We start from the raw sequence: 22754 nt of genomic DNA, 5'->3' as shown, positions 1-22754 counted from the left end.
ATCGAAAAAAATTATTTTTCTTTTTTTCGCCAATCCAAAACAACTTACCTAAGAACCTTTTTCCCTATTCCCGATTCAGAACTTATCTTCCTCGTTTGCGGGGTGCAAATGTACACACTATTCCCAATACCGCAAGACTTTTTCAAAGAAAATATAGAAAGTTTTTTTAACCAATCATAACTGCATGATTTTGACCAGATTGCATAAGCATAAAATCAGGCGAAAAGTTAATATCATGAAAACCAATTAGTTGATCATAAACACTCTTACAACCACCCCATTTTCAGTGCATTACAAAAACCGAAAAAAGGCTAAGAAAAGAAATTCCACACTAAACCAAAGCGTATTACGAAATCACGGTACGGATAATTTGGCGCAGCATAATAATCATACCCAGAAAAAGCAGCATTAAAGTGTTCTGCTTTCAAGTAAATTCTAGTTTGTTTAATTCGAGCATTGATGAAAAAATCTAATAAAGGATAACCACCCAACTCTTCTTTATTCTGCACATAGAACTCCCCAAGTATAGGATTATACCCATTCATGTTATAACTGGTGAAATATTTAAAGGTGATACCTGTTTGTAGGTACATTGCTTTTTCAAACACATCTGATGAAAAGTATAACGTATTTCTTGTTACCAATTGAGGAACATTCAACACCTGGGTATCTTGAGTAACATTCTGATACATTACAGTATTATTCAAAGCAAACATACCCACCTTGAACTCTTTTTCATATTTTACCTTTAAATGAGAAACACTATTAGCTTCTTGTAATGGCTTAATAAATGCATTTTCCATATCATCCCCAATGGTAACATCCGAAACCGGCGCGAAATAAGTATAGTTATCTAGATTACTATACTTGACCATAAGGTTACCCCATGTTTTGGAAAACAATTCGCCTTTTAAACTACTTGCCCTCTCTTTACTGAACACCTCACTATTGTTCCAATTATAATTAAGGTACTCACTTTGATACAACAAATAATTAAAATTTGGCATTCTACTAGATGTATGCAAAGAGAATCTAAGCTTATTGTTCTTATTAATAACATATGATGCAGCTGCATTAAAAAGGTTACCCGCTAAATCGCCTGAAATATTATATTTTAAATCTGCATCGAAATCAAATTGCCCAATACGTTTCTCATATTTACCCACTATACCAAACTCTGTTCCATTTAATCTACTCGGTATTATAGTACCATCTTCTTCTGTAAGCCGGCTATTGAAATAATAATCATAATTATATATGTTGACGCCACCCGTTAACTTACCTAGCGTTCTATTATAAAATTCTGCATTTACTTCATTATAAAATGTTTTTAATATAGCCTTGTCATCAATAGCACTTAATATAGCATCACCGAACAAGGTATCACTAGCTGTTTCTATAAATTGATAATATTTAGTTTCATAATCAAACGTATGACCTAGAGATAAGGATGTTTTTTCAAACCGAGTTGAATCTAACTGAGTTCTTACTAGTTTATAAGTATGGTCCAGATAATATCTTTTCCCTAAAATTTTATTATTTGCATCATCTAAATACACATCAACTCTTGGTCTATTGATAAAGTCATCATCTCCAGACTCAAACTGTTCTTCCTTTTCCGACAAACCTCCATTTTCCTCAGATGTAATATTCTGAGCCGCAATATGAGCTCTTAATGCATATCTTCCGTTTTTAGATAAGTAGTTTGTGGTCGTTATAAAGTTACCAGATTCTATTTGCGTATCATTATACTTACCAAACGAACGAAAACCGGTATAACCTATTGAAAAATTCAATCTACGTGAGGTGTTAAAAGCTAAATTTGCATCTAACAATTGACCTTCTTCCAATGTTGTTTTAAAGAACAACTCGGTCATTGGGGTTGCAACATTGTAATAGTTTATCTGCTCTTTCTCTAAATACTTGTGGTCTTTTGCCTTTGCACCTAAACTAGGGTAACTAACCACTCTTTCAAAATCAACGCCTAATTCATTATAGGCTTGCCCTATATTAGAGAAGGACATTAATTCAAAATCATCTTGTCGCAGATAATTATACTTGTACTCTTTTTGAATTGTTAATGTGGTGTCTAAAAAAGTAGTATCCCGTTCAAATGAAATAATTTTATAATCCTCTATAGTTAAAACAATAGAGTCATTTTGTAATTTATCTTTTGGATCAATAGGCTTTGTCTTTTTAGAAAGCGAAAGTGAATCTCTCTTTTTCTCTGGCTTTTTAATTACATCTTGACTTACACCAACCGAAGCAGTTAAACACAATAAAACTAGAATTATATATTTCATGAAGCTTTGTTACCCTTGCAAAGTTAATTTTTTTGTTGCTAAGTAAATGTGAAAGTTTAAGCTACTTTAACAACCTGTATATAAAGGTTTGCCAAACTAATATTAAAATTTAACTGTGAACTTTATTATATAAAGGAATATTTTTCTGATTTTTATAAAAAAATGTTAATGAAAGTACTGTTTTTTAATGTTTTCGCTTTTTTAGCGATTATATCGGCATCTGCCCAGTTCAACGAGAACGCTCCTTGGATGAAAGACTTGAATGAAAATCAACAATCTTCAAAATCTTCAACAAACTCACATTCTTTATACGATATATCGAATGCATTCAACCAATATTGGAGCAATAAAGACTATTCTAAAAAAGGTAGTGGTTTTAAACCATATAAAAGATGGGAGAATTATTGGTCTTATTATATTGATGAAAACGGAAAAATACCAACTTCTTCCCAATTATGGGATTCCTGGAAGAGTAAACAGGAAAGTATAGGCAAAGAAACAAACCCTACAGCAAACTGGAATTCCATAGGTCCTTTTACGCATGACACTTACTCAGGTGCACTTTCTGGACAGGGTAGAGTAAATGCCATAGCAGTAGACCCAAATAATGAAAATATTTGGTACGTAGGTGCGCCAGCTGGTGGCATTTGGAAATCTATTGATGGAGGCTCATCTTGGGTAAACTTATTTGATGACTTTCCGCAAATTGGGGTTTCTGGAATAGCCGTTGACCCGAACAACTCACAAATAATTTATATAGCCACGGGTGATGACGATGCTGCTGATTCATATAGTGTAGGTGTTTTTAAGTCTGTTGATGGAGGAAATAGCTGGAGCGAAACAGGATTGAACCCTAGCACCTCAAACATTAATTTATTAATGTTTGAAATCACTATTGACCCTACAAATTCCAATATAATTTGGGTTGGGACAAGTGTTGGTCTTCAAAAATCAATAGATGCAGGTGCAACTTGGGAGGTCAAAAGAGCTGGAAATATTCAAGATTTTAAACTTAAACCCAATAGCCCAAACACTATATACGCTGTAACTTCAAATACTTTTGTAAAATCTACTGACGGCGGCGACTCCTTTACAGAAATTACAGATGGATTACCAGCAAGTTCCGGGAGATTGGTAATTGGCACAAGTGCAGCAAACCCTTCTGGTGTATATGTATTAAGAGCTCAAACAGGAGGTAATAGTTTTGCCTTTGGCGGACTTTATAAATCTTTAGATAGTGGAGAATCTTTTGCAAAAACAGCAAGTGATCAAGATATATTCGAATCAAACCAAGCTTGGTTTGACCTTGCAATTGAAGTCTCTCCAACAAATTTCAACGAAATATATACAGGTTGTTTAAATGTTTGGAAAAGCACCAATGGCGGCGACACCTTTATAAGAATAAACAGGTGGAATATTACTGACCAAGGGTATACGCACGCAGACATTCACACCATTAAGGTTTTTAACAACAAGGTATATGTTGGTAGCGATGGCGGTATTTATATGTCTGAAAATGGTGGCAGCACTTTTACAGATTACACTGCTGGCATTTCCATTAGTCAATTCTACAGAATATCCGTTGCTAAAAACGATTCAGAGAAAATAACTGGTGGACTACAGGATAATGCCGGTTTTATTCGTGACCAAGGGCAATGGAATGTTTTTACAGGAGGTGACGGAATGGACTACGAAATTGACCCTAACAATAGTAGTCTTGTCTACGGATTTGTTCAATTTGGAGGAAGCTTATTTATATCATCAGATTCAGGGCAATCTATTGGCGTAGTCGGTGCACCCACAGATGCTAATGGCAATACAATTGAAGGAAACTGGGTTACCCCGCTAGCAATAAGTTCTGATGGATCAGTTTACGCAGGTTTCGATGCTTTATATAGATTAGAAAACAATCAATGGAATAAAATCTCATCTTCTATCGGCTCGGGTAATATTGATGATATTGAAATAGACCCTAAGAATCCTGAAACCATATTTGCTGCCGAAAGTAATATCCTATACCGAAGCAGAAATGGAGGCATCACTTTTAGCTTAATTGAAGTAATGGATTCTGAGATTTCAGATATTGCCATTAATTCTAATGACAGCAATATTATTTATGTAACAACTTCTAATAGGGTAGGTATCGCTCTTAGCGACCAACCATCTGAACGTGGTGTATTTAAAATTACTATTGGCGAAACAGAGACGACTTCTGAGAACATTACATTTGACATACCAACAGATCAAGCATTTTTCTCAATTGCACATCAAGGTAGACATACTGATAATCCTATTTATGTTGGTACTAGTTTAGGTGTTTATAGACTAGATGACTCACTAACTGAATGGGAAGAATATTACACAAACTTACCCAATGTAGCCATAAGTGATATTGAAATTAATTTAGACGATGAAAAAATAATAGCTTCTACATATGGTAGAGGAGTTTGGGAATCTAGCATACCTGTTCAAATACCAGATAATGAAATTAGATTAGTGTCTATAACCCCAAATCCAAATGAAGTTTTATGTAGCGACTTTACACCTACCGCTACTGTTGAGAACCAGGGAATCAACCCAATTACAACTGTTGACATTGAATATTCTATAAATAGCAATAGCGTACAAAGCTTTACCTGGACAGGGAATCTATTGAGTAATGAAACTGTAACCATAGAACTACCTTTAGAAACTACAGTTGCTTTTGGTGAGTCTAACATAGAACTGACCGCTACAATAGAGAACGATAGCTATGACGACAATAATTCTTTAGAAAATAGATTCTTTCTAAACACCCCAAGTTCAGGAGGTGAAATAAATACTTTTGAAACCGAGAAAGAATCTTTGATTACATATAACGATGGTAGTTCTGAAGATGTTTGGCAGAGAGGTATTCCTACAGGTACAAATCTGAACACAGCCTCATCTGGCAGTAATGTTTACGGAACCAACTTAAGTGGTAACCACCCAAATAGTACTAAAGCTATTCTTCTTAGTAATTGCTATGACATGACAACAATTATAGCTCCGGTTCTAAAATTCAATATGGCTTTCGATCTTGAACTAAACTTCGATATCGCTTATGCAGAATATTCTATTGACGGTGGAACCAATTGGGATATTCTAGGAAATATCAATAGCGAACCAAATTGGTATAACAGCGATAGAACCAACGCTCTTTCAGAAGAAGCTGACGACTGTCAAAATTGCCCGGGAGCACAATGGACAGGAGATGGAACAGAAATGACGGAATATGCTTATAATTTTAATTTAAATGCTGCCAATGGAGAGCAAGATCTTACTGGCGAAACGAATGTTATATTTAGAATTGTATTTCAATCAGACCCTTCAGTTACTCAAGAAGGTGTCATTATTGACGACTTAGTTGTGGATGGTTCTGCTGATGATGAAGATGACGATAACGATGGTATTTTAGATGTTGACGATAATTGCCCATTAACAGCAAATGCCGATCAGTTAGATACGGATAACGATGGAGAAGGAGATGTTTGCGACACTGATGATGATAATGACGGAATTTTAGACGTTGATGATAATTGTCCCTTAATAGCCAACCCAAATCAAGAAGATGATGATTTAGATGGTATTGGAGACCTTTGTGATAACGACAGCGATAATGATGGTGTGCCAAATGACATTGACCTTTGCGACGATACACCTAACGGCACTATAGTCAATGTGGAGGGTTGTGAAATTTTCTCTTTACCAAATACCAACTTTCAAATTCAGACCACTGGCGGTGCTTGTAATTCAAGTGACAATGGAAGTATTTTTATAACTGCTGCAAATACCTCTTATACCTACAATGCAGTTTTATCAAATTCTGACGGTACTACCAATGCAAGCTTCACAGAAGAATCTTTATTTTCCGATTTAGCTGCAGGAGATTATCAATTGTGCATAACAGTTGAAGGGCAAGCAGATTATGAAAGTTGTTTCGATTTGACAATTTCTGAACCAGAAGCTTTATCTGTTTCCGCTAAAATAAGTTCACTTAATAATGAAGTTACATTAAACTTCTCTGGCGGAGAATTATATACCATATTCTTGAACGAGAAGATGTATTCTACATCGGCAAAAGAAATTACTTTACCATTAGAAGATGTTACAACTTTGATTACCGTTAAAACAGGACTAGATTGTCAAGGGGTTTATACAGAAAAAATAGTTTTGAGTGATGAACTATTCATATATCCAAACCCTATTGAAGGTGGCGACTTAACTATTTACTTAGGTACTAATGCCGCACCAGAAGTAACCATGTCGTTATTTAATGTAAATGGCACAAGTATTCTATCTAAACAAATGAAGTCTACAAACAACGAAATTAAATTAAGCGTAGATGGATTATCAACTGGAGTATATATTTTAAACATAAAATCTGGTAAAACTCTATCTAATTACAAAATTATAAGAAAATGAAAACATTAAAATATATAACCGTCTCACTTTTCTCTAGCTTACTACTAGCTTCTTGCGGTGGTAGCTCTGACAACGAAACCCCAGTAGAACCTGTTGCCCCTTTAGTTATAGACCCAGGTGCAGCTACCTTGGTTTTTCCAGAAGATAATACCGAATGTAATGAAGGTATAATAAATGTAAATGATGAAACCAAAAGTACCGTTACTTTTGAGTGGTCAGCATCTGAGAATACAGATTCATACGAAGTAAAAGTGAAAAATCTTGAAACCGGCAGTATTACTACGGCGACTTCCACTACAAATCAAAAAGAGGTAAGTATTAATAGAGGTACACCTTATGAATGGTATGTTATTTCTAAAGCCAATGGAACGTCTTCAACGGCAACCAGCGAAACATGGTCTTTTTATAATCAAGGGCAAGGTATAGAAAATTATGCACCATTTCCTGCGATTGCCATAAGTCCGCAGAGAGGTTCTACTATTTCCAGTACTAATTTGACCATTACTTTAGAATGGTCAACTTCAGATGTTGATGACGATATTGTGTCTTATGAAGTGTTGTTCGATACTACAGAAACACCTATAACATCTCTAGGCTCAACTACTGAATCAAATATAGATGTGACGGTAGGCGCAGGCACTACTTACTACTGGAAAGTAATTACCACAGATTCCTTTGATAACACTTCAACCTCAGAACTGTTTGAATTTCGAGTAGAGTAATTGAAATTAAAAAAGCCAAAACTGCAATTGCAGTTTTGGCTTTTTTCTTTAATAATTTATTGTTGTTATAATGAATTGTAATAATTTAAAAAGGCAACTACATCTTCCTCTTGTCTTAAATTAAGATTGTTTTCTTTTACGTAAGTTTTCATTTCTTCTTTTTTTGAACCTGTAAAATCTAAAATTTGGTTCTTAGTCAGTCTAACTTTCACTGCATGATTTTCGGCATCAGGGTTAGTTTCATCCAATATATAATAAGAACTATTCCAAACATAAGTTGGTGGAGAATACTTTTCATACGATGTACTAGGACTACGCGCTTGCTTCAACAGGGCTTCCGGTTTAAACAACAATTTTAAATTACCTTCATTTAAGTTTGTAAAATAACTTGTCTTAATAGATTTGTCAGTATCTACATATGTATAAATGCTATACATCTTACCTCCAATTTCTACTTTAATATAAGCTCGCTTTAATAAAGAATAAAAAGAATCTTTAGAAATATTATCTAAAATCTCAACTTCATTTCTATATGCGTTATAGCGCATCTTGCCTATTTCTTCTACTTTATCATTTACAATCACTTCCCCATGTACAAACTCTTCATTTAAATAAGGGGTTCCTTTCGCTTTAGTAGGTTCAATTTCAGTACTACTAGTTACAAAATTTATAATACCCTCTTCTGGTACCGGTGAGTAAGCATTTTGCCCATTTACACTATTTAAAGCTAGGACAGCAACTGTAAAGTATGTGAACTTTTTAATCATTTTTTTTATTAATTTTTTTCAATTTAATTGTTTATTATCAATTGATGTGCCTAAAAAATGTTATATAAAACTTAAAAATAAAATACTAGTTTGCTTAATTATCATGTATACCATTATATGAGTTTATGGTGTATTATTACTTAAAAAAGAAGTAGCATCACTATCAAAATTATAATGATATGATCTCCAGTAAAAACCTGTACCTCGAAACTCCCAAACCACTTCTTTTTGATTAGTAACCTCTAAAATTCCAGAAGTACCAGATGTTATTAAAGTATTACCATTATCTAACCTAACGGCACCTGATACACGTGGCGCATACAATCCTTCTCTGGTATAGCTCCAAACCTCATTCAAATCATTATTTGCATTGGGCTGTAAATCAAATTCAGATGGTATCTCTAATTCGTAGACAACCGATTGTTTTGATTCGCCATTACCATTGACATAAACTAATATATTACCATTACCAGGCACATCATTCTCTAAAAGGTTAGGAAAATGGTTATTATAGAACATACGCTCACCCAAGGAATTTTCATATGCAGTGGGATTGCCAAATCTATATAACAAATCACCACCTTTTCCATAATTACCACCTGTACTTAACTTAGCCTCTTCAATAGTTGTGCTATGATCAATAACCCATATCTCACTAAAATTATTAATAGTCATATAAATTACATCATTCTCTTCATCATAATCAAAACCATTAGCATGCATAATATCTCCATCTGGCTCCACAGATTCTCTCAGAATATCTATGTAGTTAATATTAATTAATTCTGGATGCTCGTTAATAATTCCAAAACGTGGTTTGGAATCATCTACATCTTGCACTATATGATCCCACGATTCCCATTTCCAAACTATTTCATCCGTATTAGGATTTACTTCAATAATGGTTTCGGTATACACTTTATCTTCTTCACCTAAATAACCAATAGCATTTAATTCTTCTATAGTTCTTAAATCCCAAACAATTGCCAATACATTACCGTTTGGCAGCATTTCAACATCATGGTGAATTATATGTTCTTCGTTTGCATATGTAAATTGCCAATCTACCGAACTATCTGGGTTTATTAATTGTATAATCCCTCCAAATCCACCAAAACTAAAATCTGGTGTTTCTACACCTAATGAGGCTAACAATCTACCGTCAGATAATAATTCTACATCATTACCAAGTCCAAATTCCAATTGCCATTCATGAACAATAAGTGCTGAATCTTTTTCCATTAAATACACCCGGTCATCAGTAGACTCATTCACCAACACATAACCTTCTTGAGATAAGGATTTATTATTCGATAATATCGTCCCGGTATCACCTTGAATTGGATAAACAACTTCAACTGGCGTCTCTGGCTCTTGAATTTCCTCTTCAACAACTTCTTCTTCAGGCAATTTTTCATTCACTATGCTATCATCATCTGATGAGCATGATAAAAACAAAGACAAGAACAATAAACTTAAAAAATTGATTAATGATGAAAATTTCATGATATACAGATTTTAATGAATTTTATACGTCGTAAGTTTTACCTAAAACTTAATTAAAAAAAAATCAGACTAAATTGCTTCAGCCTGATTTTAAATAAAAATTATAATGATGTATTTAAATCACTATTGATTTATACAAAATTCTTTAGCTTCAGAAGAACCAAAGGCTCCACCACCATCAAGAACGTTTAATATAGAACAAGTAATTGTATAATTACCTGTTACAGTACCGTCAACTTGACCATCGCCATAAGAATCAAAAATAGTGAATGTATAACAACCATCTTCCAAGAAAACTTCTTGTGTATAAGTATCACCACCTGTTACATTAGCAAAAGGACCATCAGAAGCAACAACTGTTCCATCTGCATCTGTAATTTCCCATGTTGTTTCACCACCATAAGTATCAGTAACTACAGTTACTATAATATCATTACAGATAATCTCCTTAAAATATTCAATTGCAACCTGCTCGCTATAAGCAACCCCATCAGCTGGATCATCTAAGTTCACAACCAACGTATAAACTTCACCCTCTGTTAAAGGATCAAAATTTAAAGCAACATTAAGTACTCCACTATACTCGCCTGCAGGAATAGTAACAGACCCAAGAGCATAATTGGCAGCATCACCAACGGTTGTATCGTCAACTGAAACGCTAAATGTTCTATCCGTAGTTGAAACGGTAGTTACATTAACAGGTACATCTATACCTAAACCTTCCGTAGGTACTGATACGTTATACGATGTTGTAGCAAAAGAAACGCCCGTTTGTCCGTTCTCATTATCAAATACTATGTTCTCTTCTTCACAAGAAGCAAAAGCAAATAGTACCGCTATTATCAAAATATACTTTTTCATAATTCTATTGTTTTTAGTAGCCAGGATTCTGAACTATGTTTTGGTTAGCATTAATTTCAGCAATAGGAATTGGCAACTGAAATCTGAAATTATCAGCATCTAATGTTGGGAAATCTGGAGATGTACCAGAACCATCAAATAAATCGCCACTAGTTGAACGCATAACAGACTCTGCTCTACGTTTTAAATCAAAGAATCTATGACCTTCAAATGACAATTCAACTCTTCTTTCGAACTGAATAGCATCTTCAAGATCTTGACCAGCTTCTCCACCGTCATAAGCTACATATCTTAAATCTCTAAGCTCATTAAGTGTAGATAAAGCATCTTGACCTAATTCATACTGTGCTTCTGCTTTGTTCAATAAAACCTCCGCAGCACGAATTACTTTAACATCAACACGGCCGTTTACTTGACCCGTTTCTCCTAAAAATTTAGAAATAGCATTATAAGTATTACCTGCGTTTTCACCTTCAAATGAAATAATGTTTTTTCTTAAATCATCCTCATCAATACTATTGAAAAAATCAAAATCGAAAACATATTCAGAAATAGTAGAAGTAGCATTTGATTGACTGTATAAAACACCAACATTATTACCACCACTTTCAGAAGAAGTATTAATTGCCAATTTAACAACAATACCAGCTTCATTTGCATCAGTATATACTCCTTCTAAGTCTTCAGCTGTTGCAACAGGAACACTTACTTCATCAGCAGCATCAATTACTTTTTGATATTCACCGTTATAAAGATATACTCTAGACAAAAGCGCATAAACACCATCAGTATTTAATTTTCCTTGACCGTTATCAGCACCTATCAATTGACTGGCTCTTTCTAAATCGCCAATAATTTCAGTATAATTACTAGCAACAGTTTCTCTTACTGGTTCAGCAAAAGGATCTGCTGTATCACCGTCTTCAACTTTAATATAAACAACACCTAAAGAAGCGTTAGCATCTGCAGATTGAGTTGGTATTTTACCGTAAACTCTAACTAAATCAAAATGAGCCCAAGCTCTAATTGCCAATGCCTGACCTAAAATATTATCCTTTTCAGGACCATCAGCCAAGTTGTCTATTTGAGCAATCACTAAATTGGCAACGTTCACAGCTTCGTAAGCTTCACTCCAGTACAAATCAATTGCACCACCAGTACCAGCTACATATCTGTAGTTATAATAATCTTGATTTGAACGTCTACCTGTTTGCGCAATAATTACGTTATCAGATAAGATATCAGGAATACCCTGTAAACCTGAACCTGTACTTGAGTAGTAATTCCATAATTGTCTGTAAGCACCATCTACTCCGTTCTGGAATGCAGAAACGCTAGTAAAAAATGTTTCAGGATTACCTTCAACAAAAGGCTGTAGATCATTCAATTCATCATCGCAGGACATAAAGAACCCGAACGAAAATAATAGAACTAATATTTTTATGTTATTTTTCATTTCTAACTTTTTTTATTTTTTAAAATCCTACTTCAACACCAAAAGTGTAAGACCTTGTGTTTGGATAGCTAAATAGGTTAAATGATCCAGCTACGAAACCTACGTCTCCTGGCTCACCTGATTCTGCAGAACCTAAACCTACTTCAGGATCACCGCTAAAATCAGTAATTGTAAATAAATTCTGCCCAGCTACGAAGAACCTTAATGAATTTAAACCAAAACCGTCAATCAAATCTCTAGGCATATTATAATCTAGAGTCATAGTACGTAACCTTAAGTAATCACCTTTCTCCAAGAATCTTGTTGAAGTTTGATCAGCTGTACCTTGAAATAAAGGACTTGGTAAAACATCTGTATCACCTGGTTGTTTCCAATAGTTGAAAGCATCTGTTCTTAAGTTGCTATCAATATTACCGATTGCAACACCTTGCTGAAGCTGATTGTTGATAATGTAATTTCCTCCTTTATAAACAAAATCAGTTCTTAAGCCAAAACCTTTATAAGAAAACGCAGTGTAAAAACCACCTTCAAAATCAGCTATAGGAGATTTCCCTTCTTGTAACTGCTGAAAGCTATCACTGTACTCATTAGTAACATTGCCATCTAAATCATAATACAACGGCTCACCATTTGCAGGATTTACTCCAGCATATTCAACCATATAGTAAGAATTAATTTCCTCTCCAACACGTAAAATATTATCGCCGAATGTACCAGTAACGATATCTTCGCCATCTACCAATTCAATAACCTCATTATCAATGAACGTAATGTTACCACCAAGTGTCCACTTAAAGTTTTGAGATCTAATAACATCTCCACTTAAAGAAATTTCAACACCTGAGTTTTGAATTTCACCAATATTAGAGAATATAGAGTTGTTCTCATCACCAACAGTGTAAGAAATAGGACGATCTAAAAGTAATTCATTTGAATTTTTCTTAAAATAATCCACAACACCATTTATTCTATTGTTGAATAAACCAAATTCAACACCAACATCAAATATAGCTTGAGACTCCCATTGAATCTGAGGGTTACCTACACCTACAGGCAAAGCTGTTGTTTGACCATTATACGTATTAGCAAAATCTAATAAATTCAAATATTGGAAGTCACCAATATTTTGGTTACCAGATGTACCATAAGAGGCTCTTAACTTCAATGTATTGAATATAGAATTTTCCATAAAGCTTTCGTTAGCAATGTTCCATGCCGCACTACCACTATAGAAATAACCATACTTATTATCAGGACCAAATCTTGAAGAACCATCTCTTCTTAAAGATCCAGAAAGTATATATTTACCATCATAATCATAATCAGCGAACAAACCTTGTGAGAACAAAATTCTTCTAGATTCTGTAGAACCTGCGGTCGTTGCCTCTGCAGCTACATCTAAGTAAGGAATACTTGAAGAAGGAAACCCTCTACCAGCTACTAACAAATCTGTAGCAATATTCTCGTTATATTCTAACAAGAAACTAGCTGAAAGATTATGAACACCGTTAAAAGTATCTGCATATGTAAATACATTATTTACGTTGTATTCAAAATCAATATTTAAATTATCTGTCTGTGTTCCAGGAAAATTAGCATCACCAACAAAACCTTGCAATACACCACCAGCAAGAGAACGGTTAGTTCTATTGTACCTATTACTAATTAAACCTACACTAAAATTGTTCGAAAATTTCTCACTAAAAGTCATACCTGCACTTATGTTACCAATCAACAATAAGTTTCTTGTATCTTCTAGCTCAGTTTGTAACGCCAAAGCAATTGGAAAACCTGTTCTTGTAGGATTGTAAACATTATCTCCTTGAGAATCCGTAACGATGGAACCATCATCATTCGTTGAGAATAAAGGATCATAAGGATTATAATCATACATTGCTCTAAACGGGTTCTGAACATTGTTTCTATCTCTAGGTAAATCCGTAGTACTACGGGATACAGAAACATTAGCTCCAATATTCAACCAATCTTTTGCTTGATAGTTTGTATTTAAACGAGCAGAAACTCTTTCAAAACCATCTATATTTTTGATTATACCCGTATTCTTGTCATAACCTAATGACATATAATAGGTTAATTTCTCATCACCACCAGAAACAGAAAGGTTGTTTGACTGGATAACAGAATTTTTAAGCAATGCTTCTTGCCAATCTGTATCTAAAGAAGTTAATCTTGCAAGTTCTTCTGGAGTAGCATTTGCACCAGGCATACTACTAGCCGCACTTACACCTAAAGCTGCATACTGACGTTCTATCTCTAATTTTTGAGAAGCGTTCATAACGTCAAAATTGTTAGGGATCATTTCACCGAAACCGTAAGATGAAGAAAATTTAATTCTTGCATCACCAGCTTTACCTTTTTTAGTTGTAATTAAAATTACACCGTTAGCACCACGAGAACCATATTTAGAAACGGTAGCCGCATCTTTTAATATAGAGAATGTCTCAATATCACTTGGGTTCAAGTTACTAATTGGGTTAAAATCTCTTTCAGTATCGATAGGAATTGGAACACCATCAATCACATATAAAGGAGTTGTCTGTGCATTAATAGAACCAACACCTCTAATTTGAACAAAGGCAGTGTTACCTGGTCTACCGTTAGATGCAGTAACCTGAACACCCGCAGCTTGACCCTGTAAAATGTTATCAATACTAGTAGAAGGAACGAATGCTTCGATTTTCTCAGTAGAAACCGTCGCAATTGCAGAAGTAGAAAGTTCTTTAGACCTAGAACCATAACCTACTACAACAACCTCTTCTAATGCCTCAGCATCTTCTTCTAATTGTACATTAATGGTATTGGATGCACCAACACTCATTGTCACTGTTTTTTGACCTAGGTAAGAAAATCTTAATTTTTCACCTGAATTTACATTAATGGCATAATTACCATCAAAGTCTGTTTGAGACCCGTTAGTTGTACCAACAACTACAACGGACACTCCCGGTAAAGGTAAACCGCTCTGATCGGTTACAACACCGGTCACTGTTTTTTCCTGTGCAAAGGAAAATGTCATGAAGAGCACCAATAAAGGTGTCAACATCCACGTCAACTTCTGTTTCATAAAATTTGTTTTTGAATTAGCTTGCGCCAAAAGTCCAAAAATTTGCTTAGTATTCCAAAAGCTATCTTAACCCAAAAAAGTTATTTGTTAAAAAAACACTTATTATTATTTTTTTCTGCCTAAAAAAGCGATTTCGTTGAAAATAAAACAATTATTTAACATTTATATCATATTAAAAATTCAATATTTTAAGTTAAAAAAAACATAATGCTTCTTAAATTTTACAAAAATATTAACGAAACCGGTACTGATGAGGCTGGTAGAGGCTGCCTGGCCGGACCTGTGACGGCAGCAGCAATAATACTGCCAGAATCTTTTGAGAATTCTATTTTAACAGATTCTAAACTTTTATCTGAACGTAAGAGAGAACTACTAGAGCCACTATTAAAAAAAGAATGCACCTGTTTTGGAATAGTACATATTTCACCTAAAGTTATAGATGAAATCAACATTTTAAACGCATCTATCTTAGGAATGCATAAAGCAATTGATCAACTATTCAAAACACCATCTTATATTATCGTAGATGGCAATAGATTTAAGACGTATAAAAATATACCGCATTCTTGCATTGTTAAAGGTGATTCAAAATACTTAAGTATTGCCGCAGCTTCTGTATTGGCAAAAACAGCTCGTGATGCCTACATGTTAAAATTACACGAAGAATACCCAATGTATAATTGGAAGAAAAACAAAGGCTACCCTACCAAAGAGCATAGGGCTGCCATTAAAAAATATGGACCTACCAAATACCATAGAATGAGTTTTAAGCTTTTACCGGACAACTAAAATTTATTTACTAAATAGTATAACTTTGCATAAACTATTCGCATGAGGCTTACTTTTTTATATGCTGTAATTATCATTTTAGGCATATCGTGTACATCTAAAAATGAATCTAAGAATTCCATCTTAAATTTAGTGCCCAGTGATGCTATCTTGGTTTTTAAAATAAATGATTTTGAAATACTTGACAATGAGCTTTCTACCAATGACATCATTAACTCAGTTGAATCAAAAAACCCTTTTACAGCTATTAAAAACCGCATATCTCCTCTAAAATATTTTTCAAACAAGACAAATGGATTACTCGCGTTTTCTGCTGATAGTGTACAAATAGATTTCACTTACATTTCAACAGATAGCCTAAAGATTGCAAATTGGGACAGTATTACCAACAAAAGCACTGAAACATTACGTTTTAAAAACTTTGACATCAAAAAATACCAAGTTGAAAAAGATACTTTTTATACTACGTTTATGGAGCAACGTTGGGTATTGTGTTCTTCTCAACCCTTATTAACAAACATTATCAATTCTATTGACAACCCAAACAATAAAGAATCTTTAAAACGGTTTTATGATGTATCTGACAATGAAAAAGTTGCAAATATTTGGATAGATGTCGAGAACGGCGATTTACTATTTGATGGATTACTTTCTGACAACCAAAATCTTTCAAATTTCACAAGTTGGATTTCTCTTGACCTCACTTTAAATGATTCTGAAATTCTATTAAATGGAGTAACAGAATCTAATGAAGATAAAAATCAGTTTCTGAATCTATTTAACAACACCAAACCTATTCAAAACAAAACATGGAATTTTACACCTAGCAATTCAAATAACTATACCTCTTACGGGTTAGATGATTTCAAAAACTATACTAAAAAGAAAACAGTACTTAATTACCCAAATACAAACTTAGATTCTTTACTAAATACCGTAGAAGAAATTGGGGTAACCGAATACGACAAAGAATCTATTTTATTTCTAAGGACATACGGTACCGCAACACTACTTGACTATATTAACGAAGAAAAAATATCTACTGAAGAATTTAGTAGTAATGAAATATGGGGTCTAAAACCTAACATAGAAATTTTTGATCCCTTAGCCCCTTTAATTGGAGAGCAATCATTTGAGTATGCCAGTATTATAGAAAACACCTTTCTCTTTTCTAAATCAGAACGTGCGTTAGAATCTATCATCACTAAAATAAAAACTGGGGATACTTTCAATGAGACCACTTTATACAAGAACGCCCAGAATAGACTTACCTCATCTTCTAGCATATTGTCTATTTCTAATTTGAAAGGCTTTGTTAATTTCTTAAATAAATCGGTATCTAGTACTTTAGGAGATTCATTTAACGGCAGTAAAATAGATGACTATATCTTTGGCCATCAAATAATAGCAGACGCCAACTTTTTTCACATTAATTTTTTAATCAAGAAAAATATGAAAGAAGAGAAACAGAATTCTGTTTCTTCTGCATTTGAAGTTCTGTTTGATACCGACTTGGCAACATTACCCCAGTTTGTAACCAATCATAGTTCTAAAAGAAAAGAAATTTTAGTCCAGGATATAGAAAATAAGCTCTACTTAATATCTAGTAGTGGAAAAATTCTTTGGAAAAAACAACTTAACGGAACTGTTCAAGGTAAAATACAGCAAGTTGACCTCTTCAAAAACGGAAAGTTACAGTTTGCATTTACCACGAACAACGAGTTTTTGATTTTGGATAGAAACGGTAAGGAAGTTGAACCGTTTACAAAACAATATTCTGGCGGCAATTTAAACCCTTTAGCTGTGTTTGATTACGAGGGACGCAAAAACTATAGACTTGTGGTTACCCAAGGCAAAAAGGTTTTTATGTATAATAGCGAAGGTGATATTGTTAAAGGTTTTACCTATGATACTGCAGAAGCACCTATTCTTGATGCACCACAGCACTTTAGAATTGGAAAAAGAGATTACATCGTATTTAAACTTGATAACGGTCAATTAAAAATTACGAATAGAGTTGGTAAAACACGAGTTAATGTCAAAGATAAATTTTCGTTTTCTGACAATGAGATAAGGCTTTATCAAAATAAATTTACACTTACCTCTGTTGATGGTATTTTATATCAAATTGATTCTGAAGGAAAAATATCATCAAGCAACTTACATCTTGCAAAAGATCACGGCATGGACGCTACCTCAAAAACTTTAGCTATCATGAACGACAATACTTTACAGATTCGCAACAAGAAGGTGGAACTTGAATTAGGTGTATATTCCAAACCTACTATTTTCTACTTAAATGATAAGATTTACGTTTCTGTAACCGATATCCAAAATCAGAAAATATACTTGTTCGACAGCCAAGCTGAGCCAATATCAAATTTCCCAATATTCGGCAGTTCTGTTATTGACATGGCAGATATTAATTCTAATAAAAAGGTAGAGTTCGTTTATAAAGATCAAGATAATAGTATTAAGGTTTTTAAAATACGATAACACGTTAGATTGCTTAATTCATAAATCTTTATTTACTGATCACACATATAGTCTGAAAAAATAATTTGAATTACTTATTTTTAAATAGTTATTAATCAGAATCTTAACTATACTAAAAATGAAAATTAAATCAATCATCGCATTATTATTTTTAATCGGAACAATTTCGCTTTCTGCTCAAGATAATTGTAGTAAATTTTATCCAATGAACGAAGGCGTTTCAATGGAGTATACCAACTACAATAAAAAAGGAAAAGTAGAAGGAGTCAGCAGCTATAAAGTTGTTGAAGCAAACCATACTGGAGATACTACTACTGCCAACATGTCTATTAACCTAAAAGACAATAAAGGCAAAGAAGTTTATAATACTGACTACAGTTTAACCTGCAGTAACAACACTGTTACATTAGACTACGAATCTTTGTTACCAACAGAAATGATGGAACAATATGGCGATATGGATATTGAAATTTCTGGTAATGATATTGAAATACCTAACAACCTAAGTGTTGGTCAAAATCTTAATGATGCCAATGTTGCCATGAAAATAAGCATGAGCGGTATTAATATGAATATGTCAGTTGATATGACCAACAGAAAGGTTGAGAAAAAAGAAAGTGTTACTACCACTGCTGGTACTTTTGATTGCTTTGTATTATATAGTGAAAATCGCTCTAAAATGATGATGGCAAATCAAGTTTACCCATCAAGAGTTTGGCTTGCAGAAGGTGTAGGTATGGTAAAACAAGAAACATACAAGAAAAACGGAGATGTCATGAGCAGTACTTTGCTTACGGCTCTCAGCAAATAATAAAACAAACTTACCATCTAATTTATACCGAGGTTTACACCTCGGTTTTTTCATTTATTTCCGCTTCAAAAAGCACCTGAAAATGTTTTAACAATTTCTGCTTAACCTCATCTATATCAACCTCTTTCTTACCCAGTTCTACATTTAAAGAAGTAACCGCTTTTCCTTTTATCCCGCATGGGATCATCATATCAAAATATCCTAAATCGGCATTTACATTTAATGCAAAACCATGCATGGTCACCCAGCGTGACGCTCTTACGCCCATGGCACATATTTTTCTTGCAAACGGAGTGCCAACATCTAACCACACTCCTGTTTCACCTGGAGAACGTTCAGATTTTATTCCGTATTCAGCTAAAGTTAAAATAACCATTTCCTCCAGAAACCGAAGATATTTATGTATATCAGTGAAGAAATTATCTAAGTCAAGAATAGGGTAGCCTACTATTTGTCCAGGACCATGATAGGTAATATCCCCTCCTCTATTTATTTTATAAAAAGTGGCTCCTTTATCTGCTAAAACTTTTTCATCTACCAGCAGATTTGAAATATCCCCGCTTTTACCAAGGGTATACACATGTGGGTGTTCCACAAAAAGAAAATGATTTGGAGTTTCTAAATTCAACTCCTCTCTTCTATTTCTAATTTTAAGATTAAGCGTTTCTTGAAATAGCTGTTCTTGATAATCCCAAGTTTCTTTATAATCTTTAAGACCTAAATCTTGTACGTGCACCTTCTTGTTCATCTTTCAAAGATATGAAAAGCAAAAACCTATTTTTCTAACTCTACCTCTATTAGCATAGATTCTGGATCTTTCATCATCTCCAAGAAGTTTACTTCATGAATCATGGTTTTTCCGTCCATAGAAAATGTAGCCTCTTCTATATTGGTAGACTTTACCCGTCTTGGAAAATGATACTTAAAAGTATAAGTAGAACCCGATAAAAACATCTCTGCACTTGCCAAGCTATCTATACTTTGCTCAAACAACTCTTGATTTAAGATTACGGTCTCACGCTTAAATGTATTCTTTTTAAAAGTATAATTAACTGTCGTAGTTTCCTCTGTAGCTCCGCCCGGCATTGTCTTACCACCTGCAACAGGACCAACTGAACTTGCATTCTGAAAAGCGTTGAACGCATCATTCACCTCTGACACTTTTTTGAAGTCGGTAAACATATTAAAATTCATGACTCCGCCTTCTGGATCAACTACCATACGCAAACTAAAAGGTTCTAACCTTTTTAGTTTAGCTTGCTCTTCTGGTGATAATTGTGCTATACTATCCTTTTTTTCTAGTAACAAGTCTTTAAAAACCAAAGTAGAATCTATAGCTTTATCTAGCTCTGTTGAATCTGTTTCCGGTATCATTTGCATCATTTCATTACCGTCAAAAAGTATGCTCATTTTACCTGATCCATCTTCATTGAAATAAATTTCTTCTGTAAAATTACAGGCAGCAACTAATACTGTCATAAAAACAACAGTTACAATTTTAAAAAGTCTCATGTATTTTGGTTCTAGTTAGGATTGTTCAATATGACCAATGCAGCGATTACCCCTGGTACCCAGCCGCAAAAAGTCAAAAGTAGAACAATTACAAAAGAACCGCAACCTTTACCTAGAACTGCTAAAGGCGGAAAAAAAATGGCTAGTAATACTCTAATTAAACTCATTTGATTATTATTTTGATTGATTGATGTACCTTATAAGTCGCAATTGTAATCACTTTGTTACATAATCTACTATTTTTATTGACCAGAACCCTACCAATGCGCAGAACAGTGTTTTTAATATTTTCTCTCTTCACCTGTTTAACAGGTTCTTCTCAATATTATTTTGAAGGGCAAATTGCAGATCAGCAAAGCGAAAAAACAATTTACCTTTCTATTATTGAAGATTACAGAAAATTTGGCAGAATTTCGATGGAGCAAATTCTAAAAAAAACTACTACAGATTCATTAGGGTATTTCAAATTTGAAGGTGACAATTTAAATGATGATAATAGAATTTATAGAATACATTTAGATGATTGCGCTGACAACGCTACACACTCTGAACACTTCTTTGGCAATTGTGAGTATAGCAGAAGTATTCTATTTATTGCCAATAATAATGATACAGTTACTTTTCCCACATCATTTGCTAACCAAGTTCTTTGTGAAATAACTTCTACCAACAGTACATCTGCCGCATTTTTAAATATTGATGTCTTAAAAGAGGAAATGGCTTTTGATTTTAATGAGTTTAGAAGTAATGCAAACAAAAAACTGAATTCTAAAAAATGGTTCAACACTTTACAGAAGTATGGTAAAGACTTAAACGAACCATTAGCTGAACTGTATATTTTCAATTTCCTATCAGATAAGCGGAACGAAACTTATGACTATTACTTAAAAGATATTGGCAGTAATACATATTACACTGATCTTGGAGAAAGACTAGAGTCCAAATACGCAGATGCATCGTTTACCGATCTATATCTAAACGAAATAGCCATTGATCAACAATTAGTCAACAAAAACGCTCCCAATACTAATTTCTGGAAATGGTTGCTACCCATATTACTTCTACTATCCATTATATTGAATATATATTTAGTCTTGAGACAAAGAAGAAATTCACACAACTTACAAAACGAGTCTTTGGCTAAGCTTACCGAACAAGAAAACAATATTGTTCAACAAATTCTAGAAAACAAAACCAACAAAGAAATTGCCGCCATCATGTTCATAAGCGTAAGCACTGTAAAGACCCATATCAACAACATTTACAAGAAATTAGCAGTTACTTCAAGAGACGAAATAAAACAACGATTTTAATTTTTAATTTAAATTTCCACCTAGGGTCTAGTACCCATTTCCACCCCGTGAAATCAATTTTGTTCTAACAATTTCAAGAATTTTCAGGTCTAATCTAAAATTTGAAAATCATGAAATTATCATTTCTATTAACCATCTTTTTTTTAAGCATTTTTATAACAACCTTCTCACAGCATACAAACCAAGAGATAAACCTACAAAACCAACAACCTTTTTTATTAGGAGAAATTACGGTAGATGGACTATCATCTAATTCTTACCAATCATGGTATGAACAAAATTTCAAAAATTATGAAGCAGACCAAAACAAAATTGATGCTTTTAAAGACCAACTGGCTTCTTACAAGGTTTTATTATTCATGGGTACTTGGTGTGGTGATAGTAAAAGAGAAGTACCTAGATTTATAAAAGTTTTAGAATCTGCAAACTTCCCAATGAAGAACTTAAAAATTGTTGCTTTAGACAAACGAAAAGAATCGTACAAGAAAAGTCCGCAAGGCGAGGAATGGGGATTGAACATCCACAGGGTTCCCACATTTATTTTTTACAAAAATGGACGAGAAATAAATAGAATCATAGAAACGCCAATTACATCATTAGAAGATGACTTATTAAAAATTGTAACGCAACAAGAATATATTCCCAATTATACGAATTCATTGCATTTTGATTAATAGTATGCATCAATTA

General features: G+C 33.7%; 17 protein-coding genes. 8 read left to right on the top strand and 9 right to left on the bottom strand.

The window, feature by feature from the left end; all coding sequences use genetic code 11:
- A partial coding sequence (locus PXD56_RS13515; protein WP_276493865.1) for a hypothetical protein occupies positions 1–180 on the top strand: 180 nt, incomplete at its 5' end.
- A 131-nt stretch (positions 181–311) separates the two neighbouring features.
- Here PXD56_RS13515 and PXD56_RS13510 read toward each other — a convergent pair.
- On the bottom strand, positions 312–2303 hold the full coding sequence (locus tag PXD56_RS13510) for a putative porin (protein ID WP_276493864.1): 1992 nt from the start codon (positions 2301–2303) through the stop codon (positions 312–314).
- 168 nt (positions 2304–2471) lie between these two features.
- Between PXD56_RS13510 and PXD56_RS13505 the strand changes: the two genes are divergently transcribed.
- A complete protein-coding gene (locus PXD56_RS13505; protein ID WP_276493863.1) occupies positions 2472–6746 on the top strand; it encodes a thrombospondin type 3 repeat-containing protein in 4275 nt (1424 codons plus the stop codon).
- Positions 6743–7468, top strand: a complete 726-nt coding sequence (locus PXD56_RS13500) for a hypothetical protein (RefSeq protein WP_276493862.1) — start codon at positions 6743–6745, stop codon at positions 7466–7468. Before PXD56_RS13505 ends, PXD56_RS13500 begins: the two co-directional genes overlap by 4 nt.
- Before the next feature lie 65 nt (positions 7469–7533).
- On the opposite strand, the gene PXD56_RS13495 is transcribed toward PXD56_RS13500, so the two are convergent.
- From PXD56_RS13495 to PXD56_RS13475, 5 genes are all read right to left on the bottom strand, one after another.
- Positions 7534–8235, bottom strand: coding sequence for a hypothetical protein (locus PXD56_RS13495; protein WP_276493861.1), 702 nt, complete (start codon positions 8233–8235; stop codon positions 7534–7536).
- A 123-nt stretch (positions 8236–8358) separates the two neighbouring features.
- Entirely contained in the window at positions 8359–9741 is a 1383-nt protein-coding gene (locus PXD56_RS13490; protein ID WP_276493860.1) for an aryl-sulfate sulfotransferase, read from the bottom strand.
- 123 nt (positions 9742–9864) lie between these two features.
- A complete protein-coding gene (locus tag PXD56_RS13485) occupies positions 9865–10602 on the bottom strand; it encodes a hypothetical protein (protein ID WP_276493859.1) in 738 nt (245 codons plus the stop codon).
- Between the two features lie 13 nt (positions 10603–10615).
- A complete protein-coding gene (locus PXD56_RS13480; protein ID WP_276493858.1) occupies positions 10616–12058 on the bottom strand; it encodes a RagB/SusD family nutrient uptake outer membrane protein in 1443 nt (480 codons plus the stop codon).
- A gap of 19 nt (positions 12059–12077) precedes the next feature.
- A complete protein-coding gene (locus PXD56_RS13475; RefSeq protein WP_276493857.1) occupies positions 12078–15143 on the bottom strand; it encodes a SusC/RagA family TonB-linked outer membrane protein in 3066 nt (1021 codons plus the stop codon).
- 207 nt (positions 15144–15350) lie between these two features.
- On the opposite strand from PXD56_RS13475, the gene PXD56_RS13470 reads away from it, so the two are divergent.
- The 3 genes from PXD56_RS13470 (at position 15351) to PXD56_RS13460 (ending at position 19239) form a co-directional block, all read left to right on the top strand.
- The gene (locus tag PXD56_RS13470; RefSeq protein WP_276493856.1) at positions 15351–15932 is read left to right on the top strand and encodes a ribonuclease HII; all 582 of its coding nucleotides are present in this window, start codon (positions 15351–15353) and stop codon (positions 15930–15932) included.
- A 42-nt stretch (positions 15933–15974) separates the two neighbouring features.
- Positions 15975–18428 (top strand): ribonuclease HII, encoded by a 2454-nt coding sequence (locus tag PXD56_RS13465; RefSeq protein ID WP_276493855.1) that lies wholly within the window; start codon positions 15975–15977, stop codon positions 18426–18428.
- Between the two features lie 118 nt (positions 18429–18546).
- Complete coding sequence (locus tag PXD56_RS13460) at positions 18547–19239, top strand: TapB family protein (protein WP_276493854.1); 693 nt, start codon at positions 18547–18549, stop codon at positions 19237–19239.
- Positions 19240–19273: 34 nt separating this feature from the next.
- On the opposite strand, the gene lipB is transcribed toward PXD56_RS13460, so the two are convergent.
- The 3 genes from lipB to PXD56_RS13445 are packed head-to-tail and all read right to left on the bottom strand — an operon-like array spanning position 19274 to position 20918.
- Positions 19274–19987 (bottom strand): lipoyl(octanoyl) transferase LipB, encoded by a 714-nt coding sequence (gene lipB, locus PXD56_RS13455; RefSeq protein ID WP_276493853.1) that lies wholly within the window; start codon positions 19985–19987, stop codon positions 19274–19276.
- Between the two features lie 26 nt (positions 19988–20013).
- Positions 20014–20751, bottom strand: coding sequence for a hypothetical protein (locus tag PXD56_RS13450; protein WP_276493852.1), 738 nt, complete (start codon positions 20749–20751; stop codon positions 20014–20016).
- Positions 20752–20762: 11 nt separating this feature from the next.
- Positions 20763–20918 (bottom strand): YqaE/Pmp3 family membrane protein, encoded by a 156-nt coding sequence (locus PXD56_RS13445; RefSeq protein ID WP_073240341.1) that lies wholly within the window; start codon positions 20916–20918, stop codon positions 20763–20765.
- Positions 20919–21014: 96 nt separating this feature from the next.
- On the opposite strand from PXD56_RS13445, the gene PXD56_RS13440 reads away from it, so the two are divergent.
- Positions 21015–22064 (top strand): helix-turn-helix domain-containing protein, encoded by a 1050-nt coding sequence (locus tag PXD56_RS13440; RefSeq protein ID WP_276493851.1) that lies wholly within the window; start codon positions 21015–21017, stop codon positions 22062–22064.
- A gap of 110 nt (positions 22065–22174) precedes the next feature.
- A complete protein-coding gene (locus PXD56_RS13435; protein WP_276493850.1) occupies positions 22175–22738 on the top strand; it encodes a thioredoxin family protein in 564 nt (187 codons plus the stop codon).
- Positions 22739–22754: the final 16 nt, after the last annotated feature.

The sequence above is a fragment of the Maribacter zhoushanensis genome (genome assembly GCF_029350975.1).
Taxonomy (GTDB): domain Bacteria; phylum Bacteroidota; class Bacteroidia; order Flavobacteriales; family Flavobacteriaceae; genus Maribacter; species Maribacter zhoushanensis.
This window is presented reverse-complemented; position numbering and strand designations above follow the sequence as displayed.